This is a genomic window from Microbacterium sp. NPDC087591, from assembly GCF_044743625.1.
Taxonomy (GTDB): domain Bacteria; phylum Actinomycetota; class Actinomycetes; order Actinomycetales; family Microbacteriaceae; genus Microbacterium.
The window spans coordinates 1071923-1089233 of record NZ_JBIUWU010000001.1 but is presented as its reverse complement, the minus strand read 5'-3'; the positions used below and the strand labels follow the sequence as shown (position 1 = coordinate 1089233).

Genomic DNA, 17311 nt, shown 5'->3' with positions numbered 1-17311 from the left:
GGTGAGGGTCGTTACGCTGGAGGGATGCCGCAGACTCCCCGTGACCCGTACGAAGGCTGGGTCCCTGAGCCTGTCGAAGGGTACGCCGATGAGCCGTACGACGATGGCTGGGAGCCGTCCGCGCCGCCGGAGCCGATGGACTGGGAACCCCAGGGAGCCGGGTACGAACCTCCCCTCGACTGGGGTCCAGGACCCACGACCCTGGTCGCGCCGCCTGTCGCTCCCGCCACTCGTCGGGCCACGCCGAGCCGGTACGCCACGGCACGCGAGGCGCTGCACACGGTCTTCGGCTACGACGAGTTCCGCGGCGAGCAGGCCGCGATCGTCGACCAGGTGATCGGCGGCGGCGATGCCATCGTGCTCATGCCCACCGGAGCGGGCAAGAGCATCACGTTCCAGGTGCCGGCACTCGTGCGCGAAGGCACGGGGCTCGTGATCAGCCCGCTCATCGCGCTGATGCACGACCAGGTCGACGCGCTCCGCGCCAACGGCGTGAAGGCCGCGTATCTGAACTCGACGCAGTCCTCGCAGGAGCGCGCCGAGGTCGAGCGCGCGTACGTTGCCGGTGAGCTCGATCTCATCTACGTCGCCCCGGAGCGGTTGTCGAACGCCTCGACGACCGCGCTGTTGCAGCGGGGCACGCTCAGCGTGATCGCGATCGACGAGGCGCACTGCGTGTCGCAGTGGGGCCACGACTTCCGTCCCGACTACCTGATGCTCGGCGATCTGGGCGAGCGGTTCCCCGGCGTCCCGCGCATGGCGCTCACCGCGACCGCGACCCGCGCCACGCACCAGGAGATGACCGAGCGCCTGCGTCTCGGCGATGCGAAGCACTTCGTGGCGAGCTTCGACCGCCCGAACATCCAGTACCGCATCGTGCCCAAGGTCGATCCGCGCAAGCAGCTCGTGGCCTTCATCCGCTCGCAGGACCCTTCGGCAGGCTCAGGGGCCCGGTCGACAGGCTCTGGGACCCAGCCGTGCGGCATCGTCTACGCCCTCAGTCGCAAATCGGTCGAGCAGACGGCGAGCTATCTCGTCGCCCAGGGGTTCGACGCGCTGCCGTATCACGCGGGTCTTCCGGCCGAGGTCCGTGCCGCGAACCAGGCGCGGTTCCTCCGGGAGGACGGCATCGTGATGGTCGCCACTATCGCGTTCGGCATGGGCATCGACAAGCCCGATGTCCGGTTCGTGGCGCACATCGACCTCCCGAAATCCGTCGAGGGGTACTACCAGGAGACCGGTCGCGCCGGCCGAGACGGCGAACCGTCGATCGCCTGGATGGCCTACGGGCTCGGCGATGTCGTGCAGCAGCGCCGCCTCATCGACCAGAGCCCCGGCGACCGCACGTTCAAGATGCGGATGGGGCAGCACCTCGACGCGATGCTCGCGCTGTGCGAGACGGTGGAGTGCCGCCGGCAGAACCTGCTCGGCTACTTCGGGCAGGAGTCGCAGCCCTGCGGCAACTGCGACACGTGCCTGGAGGACACCGCGACCTTCGACGGGCTCGTGCCCGCCCAGAAGCTGCTGTCGACGATCGTGCGACTGAAGCGCGAGCGCAATCAGTCCTTCGGCGCCGGGCACCTGATCGACATTCTCCGCGGAGCCTCGACAGAGCGTATTCGTCAGCAGGGCCACGACAAGCTCGCGACCTACGGCATCGGCGCCGACCTGTCCGACCAGGACTGGCGCAGCGTCGTGCGGCAGCTGCTCGCCCGCGGCATCCTCGTCGCCCAGGGGGACTACGGCACCCTCGCGCCCGGGGAGCAGGCGGCCGGAGTGCTGCGCGGCGAGACCCCGGTGCCCCTGCGCAAAGACACGATCGGGCGTCCGACCACCCCGGCTCGTGCGCGCAAGGCCTCGGCAGCCGATGCGCTCGCCGAGGGCGACCGACCGCTGTTCGAGGCGCTGCGCGCGTGGCGTGCCGAGACAGCGCGTGAGCAGGGCGTGCCCGCCTACATCGTGTTCGGCGACGCGACGCTGCGTGCCCTGGCCGAGCATCGTCCGGCATCCCTCGCCGACCTCGACGGCATCACCGGCATCGGCGCCAAGAAGCGCGAGGCGTACGGCGACGGTGTGATCGCCGTGGTCGCCGCGAACTGAGTCCCCTCACGCGGACTCGTGCCGCGTGCATCCTGCTCGTCGTACGGGTCATGCGGCGCCGCGCATCGCAGACGTCGCAAATGGTCGCTTCGGGGCTGCTAAAGCGACCATTTGCGACCTGTGCGGCTTGCGGGGCGCCAAGAGTTGTCGCTTCGGCGGGGCCGATGCGACAAAGTGTGACCTCTCGCCACCACCACCACCCACAGCGGTCAGCGTGGGGGCAGCACGTCGTCGAGGTGGGCGCGCAGCTGCTCGGCGATGTCGACCACCTCGCGGTCGTAGAGCCACTGGTACTGCAGACCATCCCACATCGCGATCAGCCACAGCGCCTCGTGCGCGGGGTCGCGGTGCGCGGGGAGATCGCCGTCGACCTGGGCCAGGCGGAACAGCTCCGTGAAGTAGGCGATGACGCCGGTGAAGCGGGTGGTGAAGTAGTCGTGGGCGGGATGACCGGCCGGCACCGCCTCGCACGACAGCACCGCATACACCTCGATCAGCCCCGGTTCATCCCGATAACTGCGCGCCGCCCCGTCGGGGAGGCTGCGCAGCAGGTCTCCGGCCGAGCAGACGCCGGTGGCCTCCCGGTGCAGGCTGATCGCGCCGTCGCGTTCGGCGAGCACGGCGCTGAGCAGGACGTCCTTCGAGGGGTAGTGGTGCAGGAGCGTCGACTTCGACACCCCCACGGCGTCGGCGATGTCGCGCAGGCTGGTGTCACCGTAGCCGTCGCGCGCGAACAGGCGCATGGCATCCGCGACGATCTGCGTGCGGCGGCGACGGCCGACCGCGTATCCCGGATCCGTCCCGACGGCTGCCGGTGTCGGCAGTTCGGGGAGGGGCCGGGCCGGTTCCGCTGGCGCATCGATGTCGTCATCCGGATCCCGCCACCCGAGCGGCATCGCCCAGAGGCTCTCGCGCTCTTCGAGCATCTCGACCACGTCGACGTGCCCCGGCAGATACTGCGACAGCAGCTGCAGTCCGTCCCACCCGGCGGTATGACGCACGGTCTCTCCGTAGACATCGCGGTCGGAGGCGATCACGCCGTGGTACTTCGCGTCTTCCAGCACGTCGGCGCTGAGCGCGCGCAACCGGGCGTAGCGCTCCCGCATCCTGGCGTGTGCGGGGTGGGCGGGAGCGGATGCCTCTCCGGTGAGGGCGGCGAACAGCTCGAGGTACCCCTCGGTGCGCGCATTGCGCTCGGCGAGCGCGGCGAAGATGAGATCGCCGGGCTCCGATGCGGCGGCCAGCTCGCTGAACACCGCCTCGTTGTCGGCCTCCAACTCGGCCACCACCTCGGCGAGCAGCTCGTCCTTCGAGGCGAAATGGCCGAGCAGGCCGGGGTGGCTGACGGACGCGGCGGCGGCGATGTCGCGCAGCGACGTCGAGCGGTATCCGTGGCTGACGAAGAGGTCGTGCGCCGATGTCAGGATGCGCTGCCGCGTGGCGGAGGCCTGCGCGTGCCGTGATCCGGTCGTCGTCGTCATCATCGCATGCCCCTCCTGCATCCTATCCTCGCTCATTACCAATCGGTCTAGATTCACTTACCAACCGGTCGGGTTTCGTGTATCGTCTTCCCAGAGCCACGTCGCCCGAAGACGTGCGCACGTCGAAAGGGACCTCATGACAGAGTTGTCATCCGCCGCCAACGCCGCTGCCGTCGGCACCACCGGCTTCAAAGCTCCAGGAACGACACCGCCCCGTACCCCGCGCGGCTACGCGCCCGGCCTCGCCGCGGTGAACTTCGGCGTCTACCTCGCCCTCCTCACCCCGGTGATGGTGTCGATGGCCTTCAAGATCCAGCACCTCGATCCCACGAACACCGAGGGCAGCCTCGGGCTCGTCATGGGAGTGGGCGCCGCATTCGCGCTCATCGCGAACCCGCTGGTCGGACGCCTCTCCGACCGCACCACCTCGCGCTGGGGCATGCGCCGTCCGTGGATCCTCGGCGGAGCGATCGTCGGCCTCGGCGGCTTCGCGATCATCGGCGCCGCAAGCTCGGTGTGGGTGGTGCTCCTCGCCTGGTGCCTCGTGCAGACCTCGATGAACGCGGTGCTGGCCGCCGCGAACGCCACGCTCCCCGATCAGGTGCCGGTCAGCAGCCGCGGCAGGGTCTCGGGCATCGTGGGCATCACGACTCCGATCGGCATCCTCGCCGGCAGCTTCATCGTGAACTTCCTGCCCGGCGACTTCGAGCGCTTCGTGGTTCCCGGCGTGATCGCCCTGATCCTCGCGGTCGTGTTCGTCCTGACCCTGAAGGACCGCCGTCTGGCCGAGAAGCCCGCCGACCGCTTCACGGCGCGCATGTTCTTCAGCTCCTTCGTCTTCAACCCCCGTAAGCACCCCGACTTCGGCTGGACCTGGCTGACGAAGTTCTTCGTGATGTTCGGGTACGCCGGCATCGCGACCTTCCTCCCGCTGTACCTGATCACGAAGTTCTCGCTCGATGAGCAGGGCGCGGTCGGCACGATCCTGATCGCCAACCTCGCCTCGATGGCGGCGATGGCGATCTCGTCTCCGCTGGGCGGGTTCCTCTCCGACCGGATCGGCAAGCGCCGTCCGTTCGTCGCGATCGCCGGTGTGGTGATGGTCGTGGGCCTCGTGATCCTCGCGATCGCCCCCGACGTCACCACCGTGATCATCGCGCAGGCGATCATCGGCCTCGGCGCCGGTTCCTTCCTCTCGGTCGATCTCGCCCTCGCGACCGAGGTGCTGCCCAACCCCGACGACACCGCCAAGGACCTCGGCGTGCTCAACATCGCCAATGCGCTGCCGCAGTCGATCGCGCCCGCGATCGCTCCGGGCATCATCGCTCTCGGCGCCGCCACCCCGCTCGGCGGCTACACCACCTGGTACCTCTTCGGCGCGCTCGTCGCCCTGGCCGGCGCCGTTCTCGTCTACCGCATCAAGGGAGTCAAGTGACCATGACGGACACCACCATCGCGACGGCGACCGCGACGCGTCCCTGGCTCGACGCGAGTCTGCCCGTGGACGAGCGGGTGCAGCTGCTGCTCGACGAGATGACGATCGAGGAGAAGGCCGGGCTCTTCTTCCACACCATGATCGCGATCGGCGACCTCGACGAGCCGAACCCGACCTTCAGCACGCCCAGCGCCCGCGACTTCCTCGAGAAGAAGCAGATGACGCACTTCAACCTGCTCGGCGCCGCGCCGACCGGACGCGAGATCGCCGCGTGGCAGAACGCGGTGCAACGGCTCGCGGCCTCGACGCGCCTCGGCATCCCGGTGACGCTGTCGACCGACCCGCGCCACTCGTTCAGCGAGAACCCGGGCGCGTCGATCCTCGCCGGTCCTTTCTCGCAGTGGCCCGAGACCCTCGGGCTCGCGGCGACGCGAGACCCCGAGCTCGTGGAGCGCTTCGCCGACATCGCCCGCCAGGAGTACACGGCGGTCGGGCTGCGCGTCGCACTGCACCCGCAGGTCGACCTCGCCACCGAGCCGCGCTGGGCACGCCAGACCGCGACCTTCGGGGAGGATGCCGAGCTGTCCGGCGTGCTCGGGGCCGCGTACATCCGCGGATTCCAGGGCGCGTCCTTCGGCCCCGGCTCTGTCTCGACCATGACCAAGCACTTCCCCGGGGGTGGTCCGCAGAAGGATGGCGAGGACCCGCACTTCCCGTACGGCCGTGAGCAGGTGTACCCGGGTGGGAAGTTCGAGCTGCACCTCGCGCCGTTCGAGGACGCGCTCGCCGCCGGGACCCGTCAGATGATGCCGTACTACGGCATGCCGGTCGGAACCGAGTATGAGGAGGTCGGATTCGGCTTCAACAAGTCCGTGATCACCGGCCTGCTGCGCGAGCGCTACGGGTTCGACGGGATCGTCTGCACCGACTGGGGTCTGATCAACGACTCCGAGATCTTCGGGCAGCCGTTCCCGGCGCGCGCCTGGGGCGTGGAGGAGCTGACGCCGCGCGAGCGCATGAAGAAGGTGCTGGATGCCGGCGCCGATCAGTTCGGCGGCGAGGACTGCCCCGAGCTGCTGGTCGCGCTCGTCGCCGACGGCGAGATCACCGAGGAGCGTCTCGACGTGTCGGCCCGACGCCTGCTGCGCGAGAAGTTCGAGCTCGGTCTGTTCGAGAATCCGTTCGTCGACGAGGATGCCGCCGATGAGGTCGTCGGTCGTGCGGAGTTCCGCGCGGCCGGGGAGCAGGCTCAGCGGGCGTCGATCACGGTGCTCACGAACCAGGGCGCGCTGCCGTTCGCACCGGGCCGCAGGCTCTACGTCGAGGGCATCGACTCCGCGGTGGCCTCGGCGTACGGCGAGGTCGTCGCGACCCCCGCCGAGGCCGACCTCGCGATCATCCGCCTGCAGGCTCCGTTCGAGGAGCGCGAGACGATGTTCGAGAACTTCTTCCACGCCGGCTCACTCGACTTCGATGCCGAGGTGGTCGCGCACGTGCGGGAGGTCGCAGCTGTCGTCCCGACCGTGGTCGACGTGCTCGCGGATCGTCCGCCGATCCTGACCCCGCTCGTCGACGTCGCGGCCGCCGTGACCGTGAACTGGGGCGCATCCGGTGCGGCACTGCTCGACGTGCTCAGTGGCGCGGCCCCGGCGCAGGGCGCGCTGCCGTTCGACCTGCCGCGGTCGATGGCGGCTGTCGAGGCATCCGCCCCCGATGTGCCGTTCGACACCGCCGATCCGCTGTTCCGCTTCGGCCACGGGCTGACGCTCTAGCGCGGTTGCTGTTCGCGCCGTCCTGCACGGCAGGCGTCGCATTTGGTCGCTTCGCGTGTGCTGAAGCGACCAGATGCGACCACTCCCGCGGGGGACCTGTCGCATCTGGTCGCCTCCCGCGTGCGCAGGCGACCATTTGCGACCACTCCCGGGTGAGAGGTGGTCGGTCCCAGGGGCAGGCAGCCACTCCCACCGGCCTGTGGCCCTCACGGGGGCATCCTGTCGCCTGGCGACAAGGCGGGGCGGGCCCGTGACGGGATGCTGTTGGAGGATGACGACAGGCGGCTTCGCCCTGGTTTGTCGCAGACCTACCATGTGAGCATCCCTGCTTCTCTTCGAGAGGAATGCCCATGGTCGACGCCGCCGTCCGTTCTTCCGCGACACCCACCCCGTCGAACGACGCCCTGAATACGCCGCACATCGATGTGGCGCAGGTCAACGAGCTGCTGATGGGCACTTGGGGCGACACCCGCCGCCAGGCCCGCGAGATGATCAAGGACTCCGCGTTCTGGCGCAAGGACGAGCTCGGCAAGGACGAGCACCGCGAACGCGTGCTGAGCCAGCTCCACCTGCTGGTCGAGAACAAGGCCGTGCACCGCGCGTTCCCCAAGTGGCTCGGCGGCGAGGAGAACAACGGCGCCAACATCGCCGGCTTCGAGGAGCTGGTCGTCGCCGACCCGAGCCTGCAGATCAAGTCGGGTGTGCAGTGGGGGCTGTTCGGCTCTGCGATCCTGCAGCTCGGCACCAGGGAGCACCACGAGAAGTGGCTGCCCGGTGTGATGGACCTCTCCATCCCCGGCGCCTTCGCGATGACCGAGATCGGGCACGGCTCCGACGTGGCATCCGCCGGCACCACCGCGACCTATGACCCCGAGACGGAGGAGTTCGTCATCCATACCCCGTTCCGCGGGGCGACGAAGGAGTACCTCGGTAACGCGGCGCTGCACGGCATCGCGGCGACCGTGTTCGCGCAGCTGATCACCAACGGCGTGAGCCATGGCGTGCACTGCTTCTACGTGCCGCTGCGCGGTGAGGACGGCGTGGACCTGCCCGGCATCGGCCGTGAGGACGACGGACTCAAGGGCGGCCTGAACGGCATCGACAACGGACGCCTGTCGTTCGACCACGTGCGCATCCCCCGCACGAACCTGCTCAACCGCTACGGCGATGTCGCTCCTGACGGCACCTACTCCAGCGCGATCGACAGCCCCGGCCGTCGCTTCTTCACGATGCTCGGCACCCTGGTTCAGGGGCGCGTCTCGCTCGACGGGGCGGCGTCCTGGGCCTCCGCGCTCGGACTCGACATCGCGATCACCTATGCCACCGAGCGCCGCCAGTTCGACGGCGCCGACGGAGAAGAGGTCGTGCTGCTCGACTACGGCAAGCACCAGCGCCGTCTGCTCCCACGGCTCGCGACCACGTACGCCCAGATCTTCGCGCACGACGAGTTCCTGCAGAAGTTCGACGGCGTGTTCTCGGGCCGCACCGACACCCCGGCCGACCGCGAGGACCTCGAGACGCTCGCGGCCGCCCTCAAGCCGCTGTCGACCTGGCACGCGCTCGACACGCTGCAGGAGGCGCGTGAGGCCTGCGGTGGTGCCGGCTTCATGTTCGAGAACCGTCTGGTGGGCCTGCGCGCCGACCTCGACATCTATGTCACGTTCGAGGGTGACAACAACGTGCTGCTGCAGCTGGTGGGCAAGCGGCTGCTCACCGACTATGCGAACCAGTTCCGCGGCAAGGATGCGGCCGCTCTGGCCAAGTTCGCCGTGGGCCAGACCGCGGGCAAGGTGTTCCACGGCGCCGGACTGCGTCAGTTCGGACAGGCCGTCGCCGACTTCGGTCAGGTGTCGCGCTCGGTTGAGAACGGTCTGCGTGAGGGGCAGCAGCACGAGCTGCTCGCCGACCGTGTGCAGCAGATGGTCGCCGACATCGCCGGTCGCCTGCGTGCCGGAGCGAAGGACAAGGCCCTCGGCGCCCGGCTGTTCAACGAGAACCAGGCCGAGCTCATCGAGGCCGCCCGTGCGCACGGCGAGCTGCTGCAGTGGGAGGCGTTCACCGACGCCATCCATGGCATGCAGGACGGCGAGAGCAAGCAGGTGCTCACCTGGCTGCGCGACCTGTTCGGGCTTCAGCTGATCGAGAAGCATCTGGCCTGGCACCTCATCAACGGACGCCTGTCCACGCAGCGCGCCGCAGCGGTGTCGAGCTACATCGACCGGCTCTGCGCCCGTCTGCGCCCGCACGCGCTCGACCTCGTGAAGGCCTTCGGCTACGAGCCCGAGCACGTGCGCGCACCCATCGCGTCCGGCGCCGAGCGGGAGCGTCAGGACGAGGCCCGTGCGTACTACGCCGACCTCGCGGCATCCGGCGCCGCTCCGATCCAGGAGAAGGCGCTCAAGAAGCAGAAGCGCTGACCGCGGTCGTTCACAACTCCTCAGATCCAGGGTGGAATCAGTCGATTCCGCCCTGGATCCGTCTTCGGCCGCCGAATCTTGAGGAGTTGTGAACCGGATGTCGTCGGCACCCAGCGAACACTGTGTTCGCGGTCGGTAGGGTCGAGCCGACGTCTGAGAAAGAGGAGCACCGCATGAGCACTGTCCACGCCTACGCCGCACCGAGCGAGGCTGCACCGCTGGAGCGCACCACGATCGAGCGCCGGGAACTCGGCCCGCGCGACGTCCTGATCGACATCGCCTTCGCCGGCATCTGCCACTCCGACATCCACACCGTCCGCGGCGACTGGGGCCCGCAGAGCTACCCGCTCGCGCCGGGGCACGAGATCACCGGCACCGTCGCAGCGGTCGGCGCCGAGGTGTCGTCGTTCGCGATCGGCGACCGGGTCGGAGTGGGCTGCATGGTGAACTCCTGCGGTCGGTGCCGCAACTGCACGCGCGGACTCGAGCAGTTCTGCGTCGAAGGTGCCGTCATGACCTACGGCGGCACCGACCGTGACGGCACCATCACGCAGGGCGGGTACTCCGAGCAGGTCGTCGTGACCGAGGCCTTCGTGCTGCGGATCCCCGACGCGCTCCCGCTCGACGCCGCCGCGCCGCTGCTGTGCGCCGGCATCACCACGTACTCTCCGCTGCGGCACTGGAACGTCGGCCCCGGCACCCGCGTCGCGGTCGTGGGGCTCGGCGGTCTGGGGCACATGGGCGTGCAGATCGCCCACGCGCTCGGTGCCGAGGTCACGGTGCTGTCGCAGACCCTGAGCAAGCAGGACGACGGTCTCCGCCTCGGCGCCGACCGGTACTTCGCCACGAGCGACCGCACGACGTTCCGCGAACTGCGCTCCTCGTTCGACGTGATCCTGAACACCGTGAGCGCCGTGCTCGACATGCGCTCCTACCTGAGCCTGCTCGACGTCGACGGCACTATGGTCTGCGTCGGTGCGCCGGCAGAGCCGCTCGCGGTGGGGGTCTCCTCGCTGATCGGCGGACGCCGTTCGCTGGCCGGCTCGAACATCGGCGGCATCGCGGAGACCCAGGAGATGCTCGACTTCTGCGCCGAACACGGTATCGCCTCGGAGATCGAGGTCATCTCCGCGTCCGAGATCAACGCCGCCTATGAGCGGGTGCTCGCGTCGGACGTCCGGTACCGCTTCGTGATCGACGCGGCGACCATCCGCGAGTGACCTCCTGACGCCCTGACGCACAGCCGCGCGCCGGGACCGGACGCGATGTCGGCGCCGGCGGATAGCCTGAGCAGATGACCTCCCTGATCAACGGCCCCGACGAGCGCGCCCGCTGCGCGTGGGTGGGCAACGACGCCGAGTACCGCCGCTATCACGACGAGGAGTGGGGCACCCCGCTGCACGGCGATCGTGCGCTGTTCGAGAAGATGGCGCTCGAGGGCTTCCAGGCGGGGCTGTCGTGGATCACTGTCCTGCGCAAGCGCCCGCACTTCCGCGAGGTGTTCGCCGGATTCGAGCCCGAGGCGGTCGCGGAGTTCGATCAGGACGATGTGGAGCGCCTGATGGCGGATGCCGGGATCATCCGCAACCGCGCGAAGATCGAGGCGACGATCGGCAACGCCCGGATCGTGCGAGGGATGGCAGAGGGAGAGCTCGACGCCCTGATGTGGTCCTTCGCCCCTCCGGCATCGGCGTCGAGACCGGCGACGATGGGCGAGGTACCCCCGGTGACCCCCGAATCGACCGCGATGAGCAAAGAGCTGCGCCGCCGAGGGTTCCGTTTCGTCGGACCCACCACGATGTACGCCCTGATGCAGTCATCCGGCATGGTCGACGACCACATCCAGGGGTGCTGGCGGGCCTGATCCGCCGCGACGCCGAGAGCATCCCGGCTGACACCGTTCATGGGCAGTTCTCCCCATCGAGAGCACTACCACAGCGCGGTTAGGATGGACCGGTACGCCGCGGGCTTTCGGCTGGTGGTGAGAGTCGGATACGACCCTGGGGGGAACCGGGTATGAAGGCGTTGTCATGGATGCGTGCGCGACCCAAGACGCTGGCTTCGGCCGCGGGCGTCACGGTGGGCGTGATCGCCATCACGACCATGGCCTTCACGTATGAGGGCTTCCCCACCACCAAGGTCGACCTGAACGACGGCGGCGTCTGGATCACCAAGACGTCGAGCCTGCTCGTCGGTCACTTCAACCACGAGTCCACCGTTCTCGACGGCGGACTGCGCACCACGGGCGAGGATTACGACATCCTCCAGGCGGCGTCCACCGTCCTCGTGGTCGATGACAGCGCCTCCACCGTCACCGCGGTCGATCCCGCCCGCATCTCACTCGGCGACTCCGCCGCCATCCCCACGACCGCGAAGGTCGCCCTCGGCAACCGCACCGCCGCCGTCCTCGACGAGAAGTCCGGCGACCTCTGGGTCGTGCCGGTGCGGGGGATCGCCGGCTTCGAGATCGAGGCGGCAGAACCGCTCGTGGAGCTCGGCGAGAACGCCGACGTGGCCGTCGCGCACGACGGCACCGTGTTCGCGCTGTCGGCCGAGCGCGGTGAGGTCGTCACCGTCCCCGTCGACAACGAGGGCGAGGCGGGTGAGCCGTCGACGGCATCGGTCGGTGAGATCGACGCGGCGGTACGCCCCACGATCACGGCCGTCGGACGCACGCCGGTCGTGCTCGACGCTGCTGCAGGAGTCGTGATGACGCCCGGCGGGTTCCGCACCGAGATCGACGGCGCCGCGGATGCGGTGCTCCAGCAGGCGTCGGCGGAGACGGATGCCGTGGCCGTCGCCACGGCCTCGACACTTCTCGAGGTACCGCTCGACGGGAGCGAGGTGACCGAGACCGCCGTCGGCGCGAACGGCACGGCAGCCGCCCCGGTGTGGCTGCGCGGCTGCACGTACGGCGCCTGGGCGGGCTCGGCGAAGTTCGTGCGCGAATGCCCCGGCGCTGCCAATGACGTGAATGCGGTCGTCGATGGTGCTGAGGATGCGACGAGCCTGGTCTTCCGCGTCAACCGCGATGTCATCATCCTCAACGACGCCGTCGGCGGCGCGGCCTGGATGGCCGACGACAGCCTGCAGCGCGTCGACAACTGGAACGACCTGACCCCTCCCGACGGAGAGACCGAGAACGAGGACGACTCGACCGAGGAGACGGTGGAGACCACGCTGCCGGAGCGCAGCGAGATCAACACCCCGCCCGTCGCGGAGGACGACTCGTACGGGGTGCGCCCCGGCGCCACGACGATGCTCCCCGTCCTCGACAACGACAACGACGCGGATGGCGATGTGCTCGTCGCGGCGCTCGCCGAGAAGCAGCCGTCGATCGGCACCGTGCAGGCCGTGAACAACGGGGGGTCGCTGCAGATCGCCGTCGACAAGGACGCGTCCGGGACCGCCACGTTCACATACGAGGCAGACGACGGGCGCAAGGGCAAGGACACCGCGACGGTGACCCTCACGGTGCGCCCCTGGGACGAGAACGACGCCCCGGTGGCGAAGCGCAAGACGGCGCTGGCGGTGGAGACCGGCGGCACGATCTCGTACAACATCCTTCCGGACTGGATCGACCCGGATGGCGATGACATCTACCTGCAGAGCGTCACGCCTGCCGAGGGCGACGAGGTCGACTTCAGCAAAGACGGTCAGATGACCTACAAGGCCACCGCGAGCCTGCAGGGGCGCAAGGAAGTCCAGGTCGTCGTGGCGGATGCCTCCGGGCTCACGACCACCTCGACGCTCACGCTCGACGTGCGCCCGCAGGGATCGACGAACCCCAAGACGAACGCCGACCACGTGGTCACGCGCGCAGGGGAGCAGGTCACCGTCGCGCCGCTGGTCAACGACACGAGCGCCGGTCGCGAACCGCTGCGTCTGAGCCGGGTGCTCGACACGCAGGGTGCGACGATCCAGCCGAACACCCAGAACAAGACGTTCACGTTCGTCGCGCCGGAGCCCGGCGTCTACTACGTGCAGTACCAGGTGACGACCGGTCCGAAGAACGGCGAGGGGCTGGTCCGCGTCGATGTGATGCCGGAGAGCGAGACGGATCTGCCCCCGGTCGCGGTGCGCGACGTGGCGCTGCTGCCCACGGGCGGCGACGTGCTGCTCGGCGTGCTCAACAACGACACCGACCCTGCTGGCGGCATCCTCGTCGTGCAGTCCGTCTCGCTGGACCCGGGAAGCGGCATCTCGGTCTCGGTGCTCAACCACGAGACGCTGCGCATCACCGACCAGGGCGCCCTCCAGAACGAGGTGCGCATCGCGTACCGGATCTCGAACGGATCGAAGTCCGCCGACGGCGAGGTCGTGGTGATCCCGATCCCCGCTCCCGACGAGATCCTGCCGCCGACCGCCAACGCCGACACCGCCACCGTGCGCGCCGGCGACGTCGTCACCATCCCCGTGCTCGACAACGACACCCACCCGAGCGATGACGTGCTGCACCTCTCGCCCGATCTCATCGAGCCGCTGGTCGACCCCGAGGACGGGGAGGCCTTCGTCTCGCAGGACGAGGTGCGTTTCAAGGCCGGTCCCGAGGCGAAGACGGTCTACCTCACGTATGAGGCCGTCGACTCCCGGCAGCAGAAGGCGGCCGGATTCGTCACGATCCAGATCCTGCCGATCGACGTGGAGAAGAACGCCTCTCCGCGTCCGCAGGACCTCACGGCTCGCGCCCTCGCCGGCAGCGAGGTGAACATCGCCGTGCCGCTCGACGGCATCGACACGGACGGTGACTCCGTCGAGCTCATCGGCATCGACTCGAGCCCGGCCAAGGGGCGCATCACGAAGGTCGGCCCGAACTACTTCACGTACGAGGCGGCCGAGGGATCCGCCGGAGTCGACGCCTTCACGTACCGCGTCCGCGACCGCCTCGGCAAGGAGGGGACGGCGACCATCCGCGTCGGCGTCGCCCCCGCGGAGCAGATCAACCAGGCGCCCTATGCGGTGAAGGATGCCGTGGTCGTGCGCCCCGGTCGCGAGATCGCGGTTCCCGTGCTGGACAACGACTCGGATCCCGAGGGCGACAAGCTCCAGCTCGTCAAGAACGGCCTCGAGGTGCCTGAAGCCCTGACCGCGCGGGTCTCGGGCGATCGCGTGCTCGTGCAGGCGCCGAACGAGGAGATGGAGACCTCGCTGCAGTACACGGTGGTCGACACCCGTGGCGCCACGGCGACCGCGACGCTGCAGATCACGGTCGACGAGGATGTGCCGCTCAAGGCCCCTGTCGCGCGTGACGACCGGCTCCAGCCCTCTGATCTGAAGGACGGCAGTCTGTCGGCCGATCTCGAGATCCTCAAGAACGACGAGGACCCGGACGGCACCAAGGACAAGCTCGAGATCGAGGTCGGCGAGGGCGGGACGCTCCTCGAGGGCGGCCTGGTCCGCGTCACCGTCACCGAGGAGCTGCAGCTGATCCGCTACACGCTCACCGACCCCGATGGGCTGCAGGCATCCGCGTTCATCTTCGTGCCATCGCGCGCCGACCTGCGCCCGACGCTGAATTCCACGAAGCCGGTCGAGGTCGTCAGCGGCGAGACCAAGGAGCTGCCGCTCGACAAGTACGTGACCGTGGCGGGCGGGGGCGAGGTGAAGATCACCGAGAAGGCGAAGATCACCGCGAACCACGCCAACGGCGACGATCTGCTGCTCGACGCGAGCACCCTCGTCTACACCTCGGCGGACGGGTTCTTCGGACCGGATTCGCTGACCTTCGAGGTCACGGACGGCACCGGTCCCGATGACCCTGAGGGACGCAAGGCGACGCTCAGCATCCCGATCAACGTGCTACCGCCGGAGAACCAGCAGCCCACGTTCCTGCAGGGGCAGGTGAATGTCGCGCCCGGTGAGGACGCGGTTCCGCTCGACCTGGCCGCGCTCACCGACGACCCAGACCCCGAGGACAAGGGCAAGCACGAGTACTCCTTCATCGGCGGAGAGGCCAACGGCATCTCTGCGCGAGTCGATGGCGATCGCCTGTACGTCGAGGCCTCCTCGAACGCCAAGAAGGGCGCGACCGCGACGCTGAAGATCCGCGTCAGCGACGGAGAGACGGAGCCGATCGAGGGGACGGTGACCGCTCTCGTGACGGCATCGACCCGCAACCTGGCCTCAGCCAACACGGACACGATCTCCGAGGCCGATGCCGGCAAGACGATCACTGTTCCCGCGCTCGCGAACGACGTCAATCCGTTCCCCGAGACGCCGCTGAAGATCGTCTCGGCCGTGACCGAATCCGGCGACGCCAACGTGTCGAACACGGCATCCGAGGTCACCATCACTCCGGCGAAGAGCTTCGTCGGCACGCTCGTGGTGCGCTACCGCATCCAGGATGCGACCGAGGATGCCGATCGCGAGGTGAACGGCCAGATCGTGGTCACCGTGCAGGACGTGCCGGGGGCGCCGGGTACCCCGACCGTCACCAGCGTGCAGGACCGCACCGTGGTCATCTCCTATTCGGCCCCGACCAACAACGGAGCGGAGATCACCAAGTACACCGTGAAGTCGGTGACCGGCGGCGCCTACTCGAAGGAATGCCAGTCGACCACCTGCACGCTCGACGGGCTGACCAACAACGTCGAGTACGCGTTCCAGGTGACGGCCACCAACCGCGTCGGCGAATCCGCGCCCTCGGGCACCTCGGAGATCGCTCGTCCGGATGCGCGTCCCGACACTCCCAACCCGCCGACCCTCGTGTTCGGAGACAAGTCGCTCAAGGTGGCGTGGACGACCCCGACGACCCCCGGGTCCCCGGTCGACCGCTACACGCTCGAGATCTCTCCGGCGCCGCCGTCCGGCATCACGCAGAAGGAGGTGACCGGCAACTCCCTGGTGTGGGAGGGCCTCGAGAACGGGTCCGACTACCAGGTGCGGGTGCAGGCGCACAACCGCGCGCCCGACCCTTCCAGCTGGAGTGGTTGGTCGGCCTCCGAGATCCCGGCGGGACCGCCGCTCGCGGCAGGGGCTCCGACCACGCAGGAGCTCGAGCCGGTCGGCAACCAGGCCCAGATGCAGGTGAACTGGGTCGCACCCGACAAGAACGGCGACGCGATCCGCAGCTACGAGCTGCAGGTGCTCGAGGGCGGCAACGTCGTGCGAACCATCACGCCGGGAGCGCAGGCGACCAGCCAGGCCGTGGTCGTTCCGACATCCGAGGCCGCGTACACCTACCGCATCCGTGCCTACAACAAGGCGGGCTGGGGCGAGTGGAGTGCGCAGTCGGCGCCGCGTCGCGGTGTCACCGCGCCCGGCGCCCCGACCAGCCTGAGGGTCACGAACGAGGGCGACCAGCAGCTCACGATCGCGTACAACCCGGGCTCGCGCAACGGAGCCAGGGCGGGTGAGGTGGCGTACCAGTACAGCCTCGGCAACGGCAACTGGGCCGGAATCCCCGGCGACAACGTGATCCGTGGTCTCAGCAACGGCACGAACTACAACGTGCAGGTGCGCGGTGTGGCCACGGTCGACGGCACCACGTATGCCGGTGCGGCGTCGAACACGGCCTCGGGCAATCCGCACGGCAAGCCGCACACCCCGAGCGGGGGTGCGCAGCAGCTGACCACCCAGGTGCGCCTCAGCTGGAATGCGCTCGGCTCGCCGAACGGCCGCGACATCGCCGTCGTCCAGATCAGCATCGACGGCGGCGGCTGGCAGAACGTCGGCATCAGCGGCTCCACCGACGTCGGCAACGACTACGACCAGTCCCACAACATCCGGGTCAGGGCGCAGGACACGACCGGCGCCTGGTCGGACGTCAGCCCGACCTACAGCGCGCAGTCCAGCCCACGCCCGCAGCCGCGCGCCTGGGTCACGCGAGGAACTCCCGGCAACTGGCCCGGTCAGTGCACCGACGGCACCTGCGCGAAGTTCGTCATCAACACCTCGAACTTCCCCGCGGGCAGGTACCAGGTCTATTGCAACAGCAATGCGCCCACCGCCGGCCCGCGCTTCGCCGGAGGCTCGAGCTGGAACATTCCGGCCAACGGATCGGTCGAGATCGGCTGCTTCCACGGAAACGGCGGTCGCGGCTACCAGGTGTGGGTCACGATCAACGGCACGGATTACGAACGCAGCAACTGGTAGCGGTTCGGCGCC

General features: G+C 69.0%; 8 protein-coding genes. 7 read left to right on the top strand and 1 reads right to left on the bottom strand.

Features of this window, described 5'->3' with window-relative positions:
• Positions 1 to 24: 24 nt before the first annotated feature.
• Entirely contained in the window at positions 25 to 2100 is a 2076-nt protein-coding gene (gene recQ / locus ACIOVG_RS05055) for a DNA helicase RecQ (protein ID WP_400869704.1), read from the top strand.
• A 209-nt stretch (positions 2101 to 2309) separates the two neighbouring features.
• On the opposite strand, the gene ACIOVG_RS05050 is transcribed toward recQ, so the two are convergent.
• Positions 2310 to 3584, bottom strand: coding sequence for a TetR/AcrR family transcriptional regulator (locus ACIOVG_RS05050; protein ID WP_400869701.1), 1275 nt, complete (start codon positions 3582 to 3584; stop codon positions 2310 to 2312).
• A gap of 133 nt (positions 3585 to 3717) precedes the next feature.
• Here ACIOVG_RS05050 and ACIOVG_RS05045 point away from each other — a divergent pair, with 133 nt between their 5' ends.
• From ACIOVG_RS05045 to ACIOVG_RS05020, 6 genes are all read left to right on the top strand, one after another.
• The gene (locus tag ACIOVG_RS05045; RefSeq protein ID WP_400869698.1) at positions 3718 to 5016 is read left to right on the top strand and encodes an MFS transporter; all 1299 of its coding nucleotides are present in this window, start codon (positions 3718 to 3720) and stop codon (positions 5014 to 5016) included.
• Positions 5017 to 5018: 2 nt separating this feature from the next.
• Positions 5019 to 6788, top strand: a complete 1770-nt coding sequence (locus tag ACIOVG_RS05040; protein WP_400869696.1) for a glycoside hydrolase family 3 protein — start codon at positions 5019 to 5021, stop codon at positions 6786 to 6788.
• Positions 6789 to 7138: 350 nt separating this feature from the next.
• On the top strand, positions 7139 to 9205 hold the full coding sequence (locus ACIOVG_RS05035; protein WP_400869693.1) for an acyl-CoA dehydrogenase: 2067 nt from the start codon (positions 7139 to 7141) through the stop codon (positions 9203 to 9205).
• Positions 9206 to 9378: 173 nt separating this feature from the next.
• The gene (locus ACIOVG_RS05030; protein WP_400869690.1) at positions 9379 to 10425 is read left to right on the top strand and encodes an NAD(P)-dependent alcohol dehydrogenase; all 1047 of its coding nucleotides are present in this window, start codon (positions 9379 to 9381) and stop codon (positions 10423 to 10425) included.
• 74 nt (positions 10426 to 10499) lie between these two features.
• Positions 10500 to 11069, top strand: coding sequence for a DNA-3-methyladenine glycosylase I (locus ACIOVG_RS05025; protein ID WP_400869687.1), 570 nt, complete (start codon positions 10500 to 10502; stop codon positions 11067 to 11069).
• 170 nt (positions 11070 to 11239) lie between these two features.
• Positions 11240 to 17299: an Ig-like domain-containing protein gene (locus ACIOVG_RS05020; RefSeq protein WP_400869684.1), complete on the top strand. Its 6060-nt coding sequence runs from the start codon at positions 11240 to 11242 to the stop codon at positions 17297 to 17299.
• Positions 17300 to 17311 lie beyond the last annotated feature (12 nt).

Coding starts and splice junctions, on each gene's coding strand:
- ACIOVG_RS05025 (WP_400869687.1), top strand. CDS start 10,500: ATGACCTCCCTGATCAACGGCCCCGACGAGCGCGCCCGCTGCGCGTGG.
- ACIOVG_RS05045 (WP_400869698.1), top strand. CDS start 3,718: ATGACAGAGTTGTCATCCGCCGCCAACGCCGCTGCCGTCGGCACCACC.
- ACIOVG_RS05050 (WP_400869701.1), bottom strand. CDS start 3,584: ATGATGACGACGACGACCGGATCACGGCACGCGCAGGCCTCCGCCACG.
- ACIOVG_RS05040 (WP_400869696.1), top strand. CDS start 5,019: ATGACGGACACCACCATCGCGACGGCGACCGCGACGCGTCCCTGGCTC.
- recQ (WP_400869704.1), top strand. CDS start 25: ATGCCGCAGACTCCCCGTGACCCGTACGAAGGCTGGGTCCCTGAGCCT.
- ACIOVG_RS05020 (WP_400869684.1), top strand. CDS start 11,240: ATGCGTGCGCGACCCAAGACGCTGGCTTCGGCCGCGGGCGTCACGGTG.
- ACIOVG_RS05030 (WP_400869690.1), top strand. CDS start 9,379: ATGAGCACTGTCCACGCCTACGCCGCACCGAGCGAGGCTGCACCGCTG.
- ACIOVG_RS05035 (WP_400869693.1), top strand. CDS start 7,139: ATGGTCGACGCCGCCGTCCGTTCTTCCGCGACACCCACCCCGTCGAAC.